This is a genomic window from Polynucleobacter cosmopolitanus, assembly GCF_002224225.1.
GTDB lineage: Bacteria > Pseudomonadota > Gammaproteobacteria > Burkholderiales > Burkholderiaceae > Polynucleobacter > Polynucleobacter cosmopolitanus.
This window is the reverse complement of sequence record NZ_NJGG01000001.1, coordinates 340,337-354,281: the sequence shown is the minus strand read 5'-3', so window position 1 is coordinate 354,281 and position 13,945 is coordinate 340,337. Positions and strand designations below refer to the sequence as shown.

At 44.8% G+C, this 13,945-nt stretch carries 13 protein-coding genes, 1 pseudogene and 1 riboswitch; of the genes and pseudogenes, 10 read left to right on the top strand and 4 right to left on the bottom strand.

The features are described from left to right. A complete protein-coding gene (locus tag AOC33_RS01820) occupies positions 1 to 780 on the bottom strand; it encodes an exodeoxyribonuclease III (RefSeq protein WP_089514898.1) in 780 nt (259 codons plus the stop codon). 7 nt (positions 781 to 787) lie between these two features. Between AOC33_RS01820 and pyrE the strand changes: the two genes are divergently transcribed. Beyond that, positions 788 to 1,459, top strand: a complete 672-nt coding sequence (gene pyrE / locus AOC33_RS01815) for an orotate phosphoribosyltransferase (protein ID WP_089514897.1) — start codon at positions 788 to 790, stop codon at positions 1,457 to 1,459. Positions 1,460 to 1,476: 17 nt separating this feature from the next. Here the strand turns inward: pyrE and dapF are convergent, their stop codons facing one another. After that, complete coding sequence (gene dapF, locus AOC33_RS01810; RefSeq protein ID WP_089514896.1) at positions 1,477 to 2,352, bottom strand: diaminopimelate epimerase; 876 nt, start codon at positions 2,350 to 2,352, stop codon at positions 1,477 to 1,479. Between the two features lie 164 nt (positions 2,353 to 2,516). On the opposite strand from dapF, the gene metK reads away from it, so the two are divergent. The 3 genes from metK to metF all read left to right on the top strand — a co-directional run bounded on the left by metK (position 2,517) and on the right by metF (position 6,158). Further along, a complete protein-coding gene (gene metK, locus AOC33_RS01805; protein ID WP_089514895.1) occupies positions 2,517 to 3,683 on the top strand; it encodes a methionine adenosyltransferase in 1,167 nt (388 codons plus the stop codon). A 9-nt stretch (positions 3,684 to 3,692) separates the two neighbouring features. Continuing rightward, a riboswitch (S-adenosyl-L-homocysteine riboswitch) is annotated at positions 3,693 to 3,791 on the top strand. Between the two features lie 70 nt (positions 3,792 to 3,861). After that, positions 3,862 to 5,301 carry an adenosylhomocysteinase gene (ahcY, locus tag AOC33_RS01800; RefSeq protein WP_089514894.1) on the top strand — a complete coding sequence of 480 codons (1,440 nt, stop codon included), beginning with the start codon at positions 3,862 to 3,864 and terminating at the stop codon, positions 5,299 to 5,301. A gap of 14 nt (positions 5,302 to 5,315) precedes the next feature. Then, positions 5,316 to 6,158, top strand: a complete 843-nt coding sequence (gene metF, locus AOC33_RS01795) for a methylenetetrahydrofolate reductase [NAD(P)H] (protein WP_180738075.1) — start codon at positions 5,316 to 5,318, stop codon at positions 6,156 to 6,158. A 7-nt stretch (positions 6,159 to 6,165) separates the two neighbouring features. On the opposite strand, the gene AOC33_RS01790 is transcribed toward metF, so the two are convergent. Continuing rightward, entirely contained in the window at positions 6,166 to 6,732 is a 567-nt protein-coding gene (locus tag AOC33_RS01790) for a 5-formyltetrahydrofolate cyclo-ligase (RefSeq protein ID WP_089514893.1), read from the bottom strand. Positions 6,733 to 6,818: 86 nt separating this feature from the next. Here AOC33_RS01790 and AOC33_RS01785 point away from each other — a divergent pair, with 86 nt between their 5' ends. From AOC33_RS01785 to AOC33_RS09210, 3 genes are read left to right on the top strand one after another with little or no spacing between them, the layout of a single operon-like run. Further along, on the top strand, positions 6,819 to 8,726 hold the full coding sequence (locus tag AOC33_RS01785; protein WP_245835561.1) for a lytic transglycosylase domain-containing protein: 1,908 nt from the start codon (positions 6,819 to 6,821) through the stop codon (positions 8,724 to 8,726). Next, entirely contained in the window at positions 8,723 to 9,640 is a 918-nt protein-coding gene (locus AOC33_RS01780; protein ID WP_245835560.1) for a complex I NDUFA9 subunit family protein, read from the top strand. The genes AOC33_RS01785 and AOC33_RS01780 overlap by 4 nt, the downstream gene beginning before the upstream one ends. Next, positions 9,637 to 10,737: a tRNA nucleotidyltransferase/poly(A) polymerase-related protein gene (locus AOC33_RS09210; protein WP_089514891.1), complete on the top strand. Its 1,101-nt coding sequence runs from the start codon at positions 9,637 to 9,639 to the stop codon at positions 10,735 to 10,737. The genes AOC33_RS01780 and AOC33_RS09210 overlap by 4 nt, the downstream gene beginning before the upstream one ends. A 16-nt stretch (positions 10,738 to 10,753) precedes the next feature. Here the strand turns inward: AOC33_RS09210 and AOC33_RS01770 are convergent, their stop codons facing one another. Continuing rightward, a complete protein-coding gene (locus tag AOC33_RS01770) occupies positions 10,754 to 11,941 on the bottom strand; it encodes a class I SAM-dependent methyltransferase (RefSeq protein ID WP_089514890.1) in 1,188 nt (395 codons plus the stop codon). 43 nt (positions 11,942 to 11,984) lie between these two features. On the opposite strand from AOC33_RS01770, the gene AOC33_RS01765 reads away from it, so the two are divergent. The 3 genes and pseudogenes from AOC33_RS01765 to ttcA form a co-directional block, all read left to right on the top strand. Beyond that, positions 11,985 to 12,767 (top strand): SDR family oxidoreductase, encoded by a 783-nt coding sequence (locus AOC33_RS01765; protein WP_089514889.1) that lies wholly within the window; start codon positions 11,985 to 11,987, stop codon positions 12,765 to 12,767. A gap of 2 nt (positions 12,768 to 12,769) precedes the next feature. Continuing rightward, entirely contained in the window at positions 12,770 to 13,162 is a 393-nt protein-coding gene (locus AOC33_RS01760) for a dihydroneopterin aldolase (RefSeq protein WP_089514888.1), read from the top strand. Continuing rightward, positions 13,159 to 13,941 (top strand): annotated as a pseudogene (gene ttcA / locus AOC33_RS01755) (tRNA 2-thiocytidine(32) synthetase TtcA); the annotation flags it as partial. The gene AOC33_RS01760 and the pseudogene ttcA, both read left to right, overlap by 4 nt. Positions 13,942 to 13,945: the final 4 nt, after the last annotated feature.

Below are 13,945 nucleotides of genomic sequence, written 5' to 3'. Positions count from 1 at the left end.
TTATACGCCCTCGTAGTCAATGATCAGCGGGGCGTGATCAGAGAACCTTTCAGCTTTATAAATTTCTACTCGCTGAGCTTTCTTGGCGATTCCTGGGGTTGCGATTTGGTAGTCAATTCTCCAACCCACATTCTTTGCGTATGCTTGACCTCTTTGACTCCACCATGTGTAGCATTCATCTTCGGTATTTGGATGTAAGTGTCGATAGACATCCATGAAGCCCGCCTCAGTAAAAAGATGGGTCATCCATTCGCGTTCTTCTGGTGTGAAGCCCGAGTTTTTGAGATTGCCTTTCCAATTCTTTAAATCAATTTCTTTGTGAGCAATATTGATGTCACCACAAAGAATAATTTCTAGACCCTCTGATTTCAGTTGTTTGATATGGGGCATGAATAAATCAAGAAATCTGAATTTGGCTTCTTGACGCTCAGGAGCGCTGGAGCCTGAAGGAAAGTAAACAGAAATAACAATCAGCTTGCCAAACCGCGCTTCAACGTAGCGACCTTCGGCATCAAACTCGCCATCATCAAAGCCAATTTTGATGCTGTCAGGTGCTTTTTTTGAATAAAGCCCAACGCCGCTGTAGCCTTTTTTATTGGCATACTGAAAAAATCCATGGTAGCCATTGGGGCTCATCAAAGCGTTGTCTAAATCAGCTTCTTGAGCCTTAAGCTCTTGAATACAAAGGATGTCAGGGCTTTGAGTATTGACCCACTCAAAGAAACCTTTTTTAGCGGCTGAACGAATACCATTGAGGTTGGCGGTAATGATGCGTAACATCTCGGTTATGACTTCCAATCAAGAAAACTTTAAAAACGAATTTATCCATTTTGCCTTAGATGCCAAAGTGTTAGCTTTTGGCGAATTTAAAACAAAGGCGGGTCGATTATCTCCTTACTTTTTTAATGCCGGTGGTTTCAATGATGGCGCGCTCCTCAAAGCTTTGGGTGAGTTTTATGCCAAGGCATTGATTGACTCGGGCATTCAGTTTGATATGTTGTTTGGCCCGGCCTACAAAGGCATTACTTTGGCGGCCACCACCGCTGTTGCCTTGGCTGGTATGGGACGCCCAGTGCCGTTTTGTTTTAATCGCAAAGAAGCCAAAGATCATGGCGAGGGCGGTACTTTGGTGGGTGCACCATTAAAAGGCCGAGTGGTGATCATTGATGACGTGATTTCAGCAGGCACTTCCGTGCGCGAATCAGTCGATATCATTCGTCGCGCTGGCGCAAACCCTGCAGCTGTTCTGATTGCTTTGGATCGCATGGAAAGAGCAGGCACTGCAACAGAAATCGCTGAGAGTTCAGCGGTTCAAAACGTAGAAAAAGAATTTGGTATGCCAGTGGTATCTATTGCAAATCTAGCAAGCTTGATGAGCTTTTTAGAATCAAGTCAAAGCAAAGAATTGCAACAGTACTTGCCAGCTGTGAAGGCCTACCGAGATCAGTACGGCGTTTAAAGTCATTAAGCTAACGCTTAATCGAGAGTGATCTCGCCTTCAAAAACAGTTTGAGCTGGTCCGGTCATCATGACTGGATTTTGTGCCGATGAAGCGCTATTCCAAGCGATGCTCAGATCTCCACCACGGGTATGAACTGTTACTGGCGAATCCAGGTGACCTCTTAAAATTCCGGACACAACAGCTGCACAAGCACCAGTTCCGCAAGCCAAGGTTTCTCCTGAACCTCTTTCGAAGACGCGCAATTTGATTTCATGGCGATTTTGAATTTGCATGAAGCCAGCATTCACCTTTTTCGGAAATGCCAAATGTGTTTCTATCTGTGGGCCATCTTTTGCAACAGGTGCAGTGTCAACATCTTGCACAATTTGTACAGCGTGTGGATTGCCCATAGAGACGGCGTTGATCCACACCGCATGATCAGAAAGTTCAAGTTGGTATAAGTTCGTCTTGCCTTCAATTTTTTCTTGAAGGCCTGAAGATGTAAATGGAATTCGTTCATTCGTTAAGATCGGGGCGCCCATGTTGACCGTGACTTGACCATCATCATTTTCAGTCAGTGACAAAATGGTGTGAGCCACTTGAACTTTGACGGTTTTGTTCTTGGTCAAACCTTTTTCTCTCACAAAGCGTACAAAGCAACGAGATCCGTTGCCGCATTGCTCAACTTCACCGCCATCAGAGTTAAATATTCTGTAGCGAAATTCTGCTTCAGCCACGGTGGGCTTTTCTACTAAAAGGATTTGGTCGGCGCCAATGCCCAATTGACGATGCGCAAGTCTTGCCCACTGCTCTTTGGTGATGCCCGAGAGGTCTTGAGATATGCCATTTAAGACAATGAAATCATTGCCTGCGCCATGCATTTTGGTGAAGCGTAATCTTGTGCCCGTCATAGGGGTAAATATACAGGTTTGCCATCAAAAGTGAGAATGTTATAGAATTTAGGTATTCGCCGAGTTAAGACAACTTGCGGGGCGAATTCAAAATATCCGCTAAAGCGTCGCCGCACTTAGTAATACTCGGCACGTGTTGTCGCTTATTTAACTAAGGAGCAATCATGGCGAACAATTATTTCTTTACCTCAGAGTCAGTTTCTGAAGGCCACCCAGATAAAGTATCTGACCAAATTTCTGATGCAATTCTTGATGCTATTTTGGCGCAAGACCCAACAGCACGTGTGGCTGCAGAGACTCTTTGCAATACCGGCTTGGTTGTTCTGGCGGGCGAAATCACCACAACCGCAAACGTTGACTACATCCACGTCGCGCGAGACACCATTCGTCAAATTGGTTACGACAACACTGAGTACGGCATTGATTACAAAGGCTGCGCAGTTTTGGTGGCTTATGACAAGCAAAGCCCGGACATTGCTCAGGGCGTTGATAAAGCCCATGATGATGGTCTTGATCAGGGTGCTGGCGACCAAGGCTTGATGTTTGGTTATGCGGTTGATGAAACCCCAGAATTAATGCCTTTACCAATTCATTTGGCTCACCGCTTGGTTGAGCGTCAAGCCGATTTGCGTCGTGACGGTCGTTTGAATTGGTTGCGCCCAGATGCAAAGTCACAGGTGACTTTGCGTTATGTTGACGGCAAGCCAGATTCAATTGATACGATTGTTTTGTCAACTCAGCACTCTCCAGATATTTCATTAGAGAAGCTTCGTGAAGCCGTGATTGAAGAAATCATCAAGCCAGTACTTCCAAAAGAGTTGATCAAAGGCGAAATCAAATACTTGGTGAACCCAACCGGTCGTTTTGTGATTGGTGGCCCACAGGGCGATTGTGGTTTGACAGGGCGCAAGATCATTGTTGATACATACGGTGGCGCAGCCCCCCACGGCGGCGGTGCTTTCTCAGGCAAAGACCCATCCAAAGTGGATCGTTCAGCTGCCTATGCAGGTCGTTATGTGGCAAAAAACATTGTGGCCGCTGGTTTGGCTAGCAAGTGTTTGGTACAGATTTCCTACGCGATTGGCGTTGCTCAGCCAACGTCTGTGATGGTCAGCACGTATGGCACGGGCAAGATTTCAGATGAGAAGATCGCTGAGTTAGTGCGCACTCACTTTGATTTAAGGCCAAAGGGTATCGTGAAAATGTTGAATTTGTTGCGCCCAATCTACCGCAAAACAGCTGCTTACGGTCACTTTGGTCGTGAAGAGCCAGAGTTCACATGGGAAGCCACAGACAAGGCTGCAGCCTTGAGGGCCGCTGCTGGTTTATAATTTCGCAAAATCTCTAAGGAGCGTTGCGAGGTGTTTAAGTCTCTAAAGTCTTAAACACCCTAGGCTTAGAGGAAGGCCCCAGGCCTTTAGCAACGACGCTCGCTAACCTGTGAAGTGATTGGTTGGCGGGCTTTTTTTATTTGCCCTCCATGATCTTCCTTACTAGCTTGGAGTGGATATGAACAAACCTACAGATTTAAATGTGCTTAAAGATTGCGCCATCGCCGATATTTCATTGGCTGATTGGGGTCGCAAAGAAATCATCATTGCCGAAACAGAAATGCCTGGCTTGATGGCGATTCGTGAAGAGTTTTCTGCTAGCCAGCCTTTGCGCGGTGCTCGCGTTACTGGTTCTTTACACATGACAATCCAAACAGCTGTTTTGATTGAAACATTAGAAGCTCTTGGCGCTGAAGTGCGCTGGGCGTCTTGCAATATTTTCTCAACACAAGATCACGCTGCTGCTGCGATTGCTGCAAACGGCACACCGGTGTTTGCGATCAAAGGCGAAACGCTTGAGCAATATTGGGAATTCACACACCGTATTTTTGAATGGCAAGACGGTGGTTATTCAAACATGATTTTGGATGATGGCGGCGATGCCACCATGTTGTTGCATTTGGGTACAAAAGCTGAAAAAGATTTATCAGTATTGAACAACCCAACCAGCGAAGAAGAAACCGTGTTGTTTGCTTCGATCAAAGCCAAATTAAAAATGGATCCAACTTGGTATTCAGTTCGTCTTGAGAAAGTAAAAGGTGTGACAGAGGAAACCACAACGGGTGTTCATCGTTTGTATCAAATGCACGCTAAGGGCGAATTAAAGTTCCCAGCGATCAACGTGAATGACTCAGTGACTAAGAGCAAGTTTGATAACTTGTATGGTTGCCGTGAATCATTGGTCGATGGTATCAAGCGCGCCACAGACGTGATGATTGCGGGCAAGGTGGCCGTGGTTGCTGGTTATGGTGACGTGGGTAAGGGTTCAGCACAAGCCTTGCGCGCGCTGTCAGCTCAAGTATGGGTGACAGAAGTTGATCCAATTTGCGCACTTCAGGCAGCCATGGAAGGTTACCGTGTTGTGACCATGGACTACGCTGCAGATAAGGCAGACATCTTTGTTACTGCAACAGGTAACTACCATGTGATCACTCATGACCATATGGCAAAAATGAAAGACCAAGCCATCGTTTGTAACATTGGTCACTTTGACAATGAAATCGATATCGCTGGTGTTGAGAAGTACAAGTGGGAAGAGATCAAGCCACAAGTGGACCACGTGATTTTCCCTGCCAGCAATGGTCAGCCAGAAAAGCGCATCATCATTTTGGCCAAAGGACGTTTGGTTAACTTGGGTTGCGGTACAGGTCACCCGTCTTACGTGATGAGCTCATCATTTGCCAATCAAACAATTGCTCAAATCGAGTTGTGGCAATCTGCTGGAACAAATAAGTACCCAGTGGGCGTTTACACATTGCCTAAGCACCTTGATGAGAAAGTGGCTCGTTTGCAGTTGAAGAAACTGAACGCTCAGCTCACTGAATTGTCAGAGCAACAAGCCAACTACATCAACGTGAAAAAAGAAGGCCCTTACAAGCCTGAAACATACCGTTATTAAAAACGTGATCAGGAATGAATGACATGGAATTAAGCCTTGAGTTTTTCCCACCCAAAACAGAAGAAGGAGCTGCGAAGCTCCGCTCTGTTAGAGAGCAGTTATCTAGAGCGCTTAAGCCAACATTTATTTCTGTAACGTTTGGTGCTGGTGGCTCAACCCAAGACGGCACTTTGTCGACCGTCAAAGAAATCCATGAGGCAGGCCAAGAGGCCGCGCCTCATCTTTCTTGTGTGGGAAGTTCAAAAGAAAAGATTCGTGAATTACTACAGCAATATAAGCAAATCGGTATTCGTCGGATTGTGGCTTTGCGTGGCGATCTGCCTTCTGGCATGGGTCAGTATGGAGAGTTTCATCACGCCGAAGAATTGGTCAGATTTATTCGTTCAGAAACTGATAGCCATTTCCATATCGAAGTAGCAGCCTATCCAGAGATGCATCCTCAGGCGAAATCAATGAGTGATGACATCTTGATGTTTGCCAATAAGATGAAAGCTGGCGCAGATTCAGCCATCACCCAATACTTTTTCAACAGCGATGCTTATTTCAGATTTGTGGACGAGGCATACAAGCTGGGCGTTGATCAACCCATAGTGCCTGGCATCATGCCAATCACCAACAGTACTCAGCTGTTACGCTTCTCAGATGCTTGTGGTGCAGAGATTCCTCGCTGGATTCGTTTGCGTCTACAGTCATTTGGTGACGACTCTGCATCCATCAAGTCATTTGGTTTGGATGTGGTGACGGATTTGTGTGATCAATTACGCGTGGCGGGTGTTCCAGGCTTGCATTTCTATAGCCTGAATCAGGCAGAAACCACTTTGACAATCGCTAAGAATTTGGATTTGTTGAAGGCTTGATCGAACTTTAAGCAACAATCATCAAGTCGAGTGCTTGATCGTGACTCTGAGGGCGCCATGCGCCCTCTTTTACTTCTAAAGCTTTATATCCGACACCAACTGTTTTAACGGGGCGCTTATCTTTTTTGAATTCAGCAATGGTTCGGTCGTAATACCCACCGCCATAGCCTATTCGCCAAAACTGATCATCCTGTAATGACCAGCCAAGGCAAGGAATGATGAGCAAATCTGGTTCGATTTTGGAGCTGAATGAATCAAGCAAGGGTTCATTGATGTTTTGAGGGCCTTTGACCAAGGTGGTGTCTTGATTCCACTCACCAAAGATCAGAGGCTTATTGAGTTCGACAATCGGCAGTGCTAATTTTTTCTTGGGGTTTTTAGCAGACCAATCAAGTGCCAGAGGACGCAGGTCAAATTCGCTTTTGATCGGCCAATAAATACCCACACAGTTGGCATCAGTTTCATTTAAGAATTGAGAGATTTTGATTTCAAGTTCGTCGCGAAGACTCGAATCTTGATGAAGATCGAGTCTCTTGGCGAGCAATTCTTGTCTTAAATGATTTAAAGTTTTCACAAGCTATTCAAAAGTAGAAAAAATAAGGCATGATTAGGGCTATGCTACAACGAAAAACCACAAAATTGATAAATAAACACCTGCTCATGAGCTTGGTAGTTGTCGCTTTTGCATCAACTTCTTTAGAACTTGCTTATGCTCAAAAGAATCAAACGGCCACCAAGAAAAAATCATCTGACATCAGTTTAACTTCTGATGACAAGATCTTTCTTGAATTAAGAGAAGCCTCGAAAAACAATGAGGCTAGCAAAGCCAAAGATTTGGGTCAAAAGCTCTCAAATTATGACATCGCTGATTACGTTGCATATTTTCAAATCAAGCCTCGCCTGTTTGATAAAGGTGGAGCCCCAAGAGCTGAAACAATGGCTGATGATGCCGTTGATCAATTCTTAAAAAAATATGATGGTACTGCTCTGGCTGATAGATTGAGAAATGATTGGCTTTTGGTGTTGGGCAAGCGCAAAGATTGGCCTACTTTTGATCGAGAGTATGCGCAATTCGTTTTAGATGATGACACTCAAGTGAAGTGTTATGCCCTTCAGTCAAGATTGACCAAGGGTGAGTCAGTGAATGTGCTGGCCGCTGAAGTTAAAAATATTTTATTGGACTCTCGCTATTTTGGAGATGCTTGTCCAGATCTTGTGAACTCGATATACAAGGCCAATGGATTTTCAAAACATGAAGTAGCGACATTTTCAAGAATGGCCGTAGAGAACAATTTTGAAACCTTGGCCAATCGATTCGATGTGCCTGATCCGATGGCAGACATTGTCAGAAGTGCCAGAAAATCACCTGAAGTAGCTTTCCGTGATTTTGATAAAAAGGCGTGGCGCACAAGCAAAGAGAACACCGCGGCTGCATGGGGAAGTGTTGGTCAGTATTTGGCGAAGAAGTTAGACCCTAATGGCTTGAAAGCCTTCAAGATGCAACATGAGCTGGGGCACCATCATTTGTTGACACCAGAAACTCAAGAGTGGAAGGTGAGGGCTGCATTGCGAGAAGGTGATTGGCGAATCGTCAAAGAGACCATTGATCATATGACGCCATCCGTCAGAAAGCGTGATCCGGCATGGACGTATTGGCATGCCAGAGCACAAAAAGAATTGGGCGATGAATCTTTGGCAAAAGAAAGTTTGCAAGCTTTGTCGGATCAGTACCATTTTTATGGACAGCTGGCCAGAGAAGACTTGGGCATGAAAATTCATGTTCCTAAGCGTGTGGCGGCTGACGAAAGTTTGGTCAAGCAAGCGTCATCGAATAAAGCCTTCGCAAGAGCCGTGCGCTTTTATGACATGGGTTTGCGTTTCGAAGGAAATAGGGAGTGGAATTGGGAATTACGTAATCTTAGCGATAAGCAATTGATTGCAGTGGCTGAGCACGCCAAGCGAATTGGTTTATATGATCGCGCAGTTAACACGGCGGATCGAACAAAACTGGAGCATGACTTCAGTTTGCGTTATCCCACCCCATTCAAAGAATCTCTTGCTCCAATTGCTGGATCGATTGGTTTAGATACCAATTGGGCTTATGGTTTGATTCGTCAGGAATCACGTTTCATCATGAATGCGCGCTCTCATGTTGGAGCTTCCGGCCTGATGCAAGTGATGCCAGCAACAGCGAAGTATGTGGCGAAAAAAATAGGAATGAACAGCTTTAAGCCATCCCAATTAGATGATATGAAAGTTAATTTAACCTTGGGCAGTAATTATTTAAATATGGTTTTACAGGATTTGGATGGCTCATGGGCTTTGGCCTCGGCTGCTTATAACGCTGGACCCGGAAGACCCAAGATGTGGCGTGAAAAATTACCTCGAGTGGTTGAGGGGGCAATCTTTGCAGAAACAATTCCCTTCAATGAAACCAGGGGATATGTGAAAAATGTTTTAGCAAATGCCAGTTATTACACCGCCATGTCTAGCAATAAAACGCCGTCTCTTAAGCAGAATCTTGGAACGGTTTCTCCTAAAGCATCTGTATTGTCGGAATTGCCATGATGAACGAAGCAAAAATATTATTGATAGGTGGTAGCGGGTTCATTGGTCAGAAAATAGCCAGTGGATTGAGCGCACTTGGCCACTCAGTTTTATTGCCAACACGCAAAGCTGCATACGCCAAAGAATTATGGGTGTTACCCAAGCTTCAAGTGATTGAAGCCAATATTCATGACCCTGCTGTGTTGGCGGATATGTGCCAACGTTTGGGTCCTGGTGGCGTGGTGATTAACTTGGTGGGTATTTTGCATGACAAAACTGGATCACCTTACGGCCCAGGCTTTTTAAAAAACCATGTTGAGCTCACTAAAAAAATCATTGCTGCAATGGGTGCTGCAAACTTAAAGCGCTACATTCACATGAGTGCTTTGGGCGCTAGTAGCTCAGGCGCATCGATGTATCAGCGCAGCAAAGGTGATGCAGAAAATTTGGTCAAGGCCAGCGATTTGGATTGGACAATTTTTAGACCCTCTGTGGTGTTTGGTGAAAATGATAAGTTCATCAATCTATTCGCCTCTTTGCAAAAGTTCGCCCCAGTTTTGCCTTTGGGCGGTGCAGCCGTTAAATTTCAGCCAGTCTATGTGTCCGATGTTGCGCAAGCGTTTGTGAAATCAATTTCAATGTCAGAGACGATTGGCCGAGTATTTGATTTGGCAGGACCTCGCGTTTACACCTTGGCTGAATTGGTGAATTTTGCTGGCATGGTTGGTGGTAGAAAAAGTATGATTATTCCTTTACCAAAACCATTGGCTTATTTGCAGGCTGGCTTATTAGAAATGATGCCAGGACCTACTTTGATGTCACGAGATAATTTGGCTTCGATGAGCGAAGACAATGTGTTGCCAGCGGGCGCTGAAAATGCTTTAGAAAAAGTATTTGGCATCAACCCACAAGCATTGAATGTTTTAATCAAGTGAAGATTTATGTTGTTGGGGGCGCCATCAGAGATCAGTTACTGGGATTGCCAGTAAAGGATCTTGATTACGTTGTTGTGGGCGCAACAACCGAGCAAATGCTCGCCCAGGGATATACCCCTGTTGGGCAAGACTTCCCAGTATTTTTACATCCCGTCACACATGCTGAATATGCATTGGCCAGAACTGAGCGAAAAGTTTCGCCAGGCTATAAGGGCTTTGTATTTCATGCAGACCCAGGGGTGACCTTAGAGCAAGATTTGGCACGACGCGATTTGACCATCAATGCAATGGCCAAAGAGGCTGATGTGAATGGGCAACCTGTTGGTGATGTGATTGATCCCTATGGTGGTCAAAAAGATATCAACAATAAATTATTTAGGCACATTGGTCCCGCCTTTAGCGAGGACCCTGTGCGCCTTTTGCGCATCGCAAGATTTGCAGCACGTTTTTCTGATTTTTCAATAGCGCCATCCACGCTCACTTTGCTCAAAGAAATTCATTCGAGTGGTGAACTCAATGCTTTGGTCAAAGAAAGAGTGTGGCAAGAAATATCCAGAGGCTTGATGTCTGAGAAGCCATCTAGGATGTTGGAAGTGCTGGTTGAGATGGGAGTTTTTGAATTATTTTTCCCAAAGATGAATTCAAACAATTCATCTTTATTGGGTGATATTGATTTGGCAGCAAACCACCAATTGAATTTGTCTCAGCGGTGCGCAGTTTTGTTGTCAAGTTTGAATGTTGAAGATATCAATGCTTGGGCGGCATTGTGGGGCATCCCAGTTGAGTGTCGCGATCATGCTGTGCTGGTTCGTGAATTACAGATGGGCTTACAGTCAGCCACTCTTGAACCTCGAAATTTATTAGATTTATTAAATCGCGTGGATGTTTGGAGAAAGCCTGAACGCTTTGAGGAGTTGATCAAGGTGGCTGATTTATTAAGACTCCCTACGAAGCAGTTGATGCATTCATATGACTGCGCAAAAAAAGTAGACATTGCGCAGATTGTTCAGGAGGTCGGTGAGCAAGGCTCATCCACTGGAGCGAAGATCAAGCAATTGATTGAAGACAGAAGACTCTTGGCAATCAAAAGCAATTAAATAGGGTTGCGGGAAATTACAGAGATCGAGGCCTTGATCTGAACCCGGGTAAATCACCTTCTTCAAAAGGGAGGCCTTTACCAAAACACATCACTTTGAATAGCTCGCCCATTTCTGCTTCTGATAATAATTTTTGAATGGCATTTGAATGTGGCATGAATTCCGTGGCATTCGATGGATCAACCTTTTCCATCAGCAAGGATCCTATGCCTGCATCTAATAAGTAGGCGGCTTGGCTTGTGAATCCGAGGAGTGATAGACCTGAACCGATGCCGGTCTTTGCGATGCCAGTCCAATCAACGTGCGAGGTTAGATCGCAAAGCCCAGGATAAAAGAAGGGGTCTTGAACCGCTTGATGCGCATAGTGACCCATGACCGTTCCTTGGTTGCGCTGAGAGTGATAGTACTCATGCTCAGGAAATCCATAATCAATCGTTAATACGATTCCCATGCCCAAGATTTCGGAGATGCTGTTGATCCAAGCTTTGGCATTTACATTGACTTCAGTGGTGTAACCATTTTCGAATGATTGTTGTTGCAAGTATTCTGGAAGCATTGTTTCGGGGACTTCTTTGCCCAGGCAATGTCTGAAGCTGATGGTATCTTCAGATGCATCTTCAGATGATTCTTCGTCCAAAGTAACATCTTTAAACACCCACTGCTGATTTTGGTAAGTGATCAATTCAATGGGCATGGCATCCAAGACTTCGTTGGCAAGGATGATGCCTGAGAAGTTTTTTGGTAATTGATTGATCCAAGTAGCCATGGGAAATGGTTGAGCAAGCCTAGATTGTTGGCGCTCAATCAAATCAGCTGATAAATCAAGAATGCTGTAACTATCAACCGCAATGCCTTGGCGCTGTAATTCTGTCAAAATCGACTCGGCCAGGGCGCCTGTTCCGGCTCCAAATTCTAGGATTTGGACCGGTAGATTCAATTTTTGAAGATGTTCAATGATGGGCAGCAAGGTTTGCACAATCGTGGCCCCAAATAAAGGGCTGATTTCAGGGGCTGTGGTGAAATCCCCCTGGCTGCCAAGCTTGCGTTTACCTGCGGCGTAATAGCCTAATCCTGGCGCATACAGGGCCATTTCCATATACTTAGCGAAAGAAATTCGCCCATTTTGAGCTTGAATTTCTTGCTGAATTAAACGAGCCAGCGTTTGACTATGAGACGCTTCTTCGATACTGGGGTTAATATCCATACCTCGCGAGTCTACAACTCTTATAAGTGGTGCTGCAAAAAATATGAAAAACCCAAAAATTGCCTTAGTAACTGGAGCCGCCAAGCGCGTTGGACGCGCTATTGCGATTGGCCTAGCCAAGGATGGCTGGGATGTTGCGATTCATTATGGCAACTCCAAAGACGCTGCTGAACAGACTGTTAAAGATATCTTGGCAACTGGGCAGCGAGGTGTTGCTTTGCAGGCAGACTTATCAGATGAAGCGCAAGCGAGTCAGTTGATCAATCGATGTTGCGAAGCCCTAGGGTTGCCATCTTGTTTGGTGAACAATGCTTCTTTGTTTCAATACGATGTCGCTTCAAGTTTCAGTTATGCCTCACTGGATCGTCACATGCTCACCAATGTGGCTGCGCCATTGATCTTGTCAAGAGATCTGTATCGTCAGCATGCAAAGTTAAGAACTGCTGATACTCGTGGCCCAAGCGGAGTGGTGATCAATTTGCTTGATCAGAAATTAGAAAACTTGAACCCAGACTTTTTGTCTTACACCTTGTCAAAGGCCGCGCTCAACTCAGCAACTAATTTATTGGCGCAATCTTTTGCGCCTAATTTACGCGTTGTAGGATTGGCTCCGGGAATCACGATGGTGTCAGGCGATCAATCTGAAGATGGCTTTGCCAAAGCCCACGGCATGACTCCTTTGGAGCAATCATCAACTCCTGATGACATTGCTGATGCGGTGATTTATTTGGCCAAGGCAAAAGCCATCACTGGTACAACTTTGTATGTTGATGGTGGGCAGCATTTACTTTCGACTAATCGTGACGTGATGTTTTTGACGGAGTAAATATGCAAGCATTGTTATCTCACCCTCGCCTGATGGATTGCCGAAGATTGTTTCTGAGCAATTATGAGGTTTATATCAATATTGGGGTTCATGATTTTGAGAAGCGCGGTGAGCAACGCGTTTTAATCAATGTTGATTTATTTGTACCTTTGGTAGAAAACACACCATCGAAAGATAGTCTGGATGAAGTGGTTGATTACGACTTCATGCGTCAAAGTATCATTGAAAGAGTTTCTAAAGGGCACATACATCTTCAAGAGACTTTGTGTGATGATGTTGCAAAAATCATGTTGGCTCATCCAAATGTGAGAGCCGTTAAAGTTTCAACTGCAAAGCCGGATGTTTATCCTGATTGTGAAGCAGTTGGTGTTGAAATTTTCCTGATCAAAGAATGAAAGATCCACGCAAAGTAGCCTACGAAGAAAATAAGCTAGACAAGAAGCTTTGTCGTCTAGCTGGTCAAGCCATCGTTGATTACAACATGATTGAAGATGGTGACAAGGTCATGGTTTGCATGTCGGGCGGTAAGGACAGCTATGCCATGCTCGATATTTTGATGAAGCTGAAAGAGCGTGCTCCGATTGATTTTGATTTGGTGGCTGTGAATCTTGATCAAAACCAGCCAGGCTTTCCAAAAGAAACCCTGCCCAATTATTTTAAAAAATTGGGTGTGCAGTTTCATATTGAAGATCAAGATACCTATGGGATTGTGAAGCGTGTGATTCCTGAGGGGAAAACAACCTGTGGTCTTTGCTCGCGTTTAAGGCGTGGCATCTTGTACAGGGTTGCTGGTGAGCTTGGCGCCACCAAGATTGCGCTGGGTCATCACCGAGATGACATCATTGAAACTTTGCTGATGAATATGTTTCATGGCGGCAAGTTAAAAGGCATGCCACCGAAATTAAAGTCTGATGATGGCAAGCACATTGTGATCAGACCTTTGGCTTATGTACCAGAGAGTTATCTTGAGAGATATGCTGCGCAGATGGATTTTCCAATCATTCCTTGTAACTTGTGCGGTAGCCAAGAAAATTTACAAAGAAATGCGATGAAGGCTTTGATCAAGGAATGGGAAAAGAAATACCCAGGTCGCGTAGAAAGCTTATTCAGTTCCATTCAAAATGTGGTGCCTTCACACTTAATGGATGCCACCCAATTTGATTTTAAAGATTTAAGTC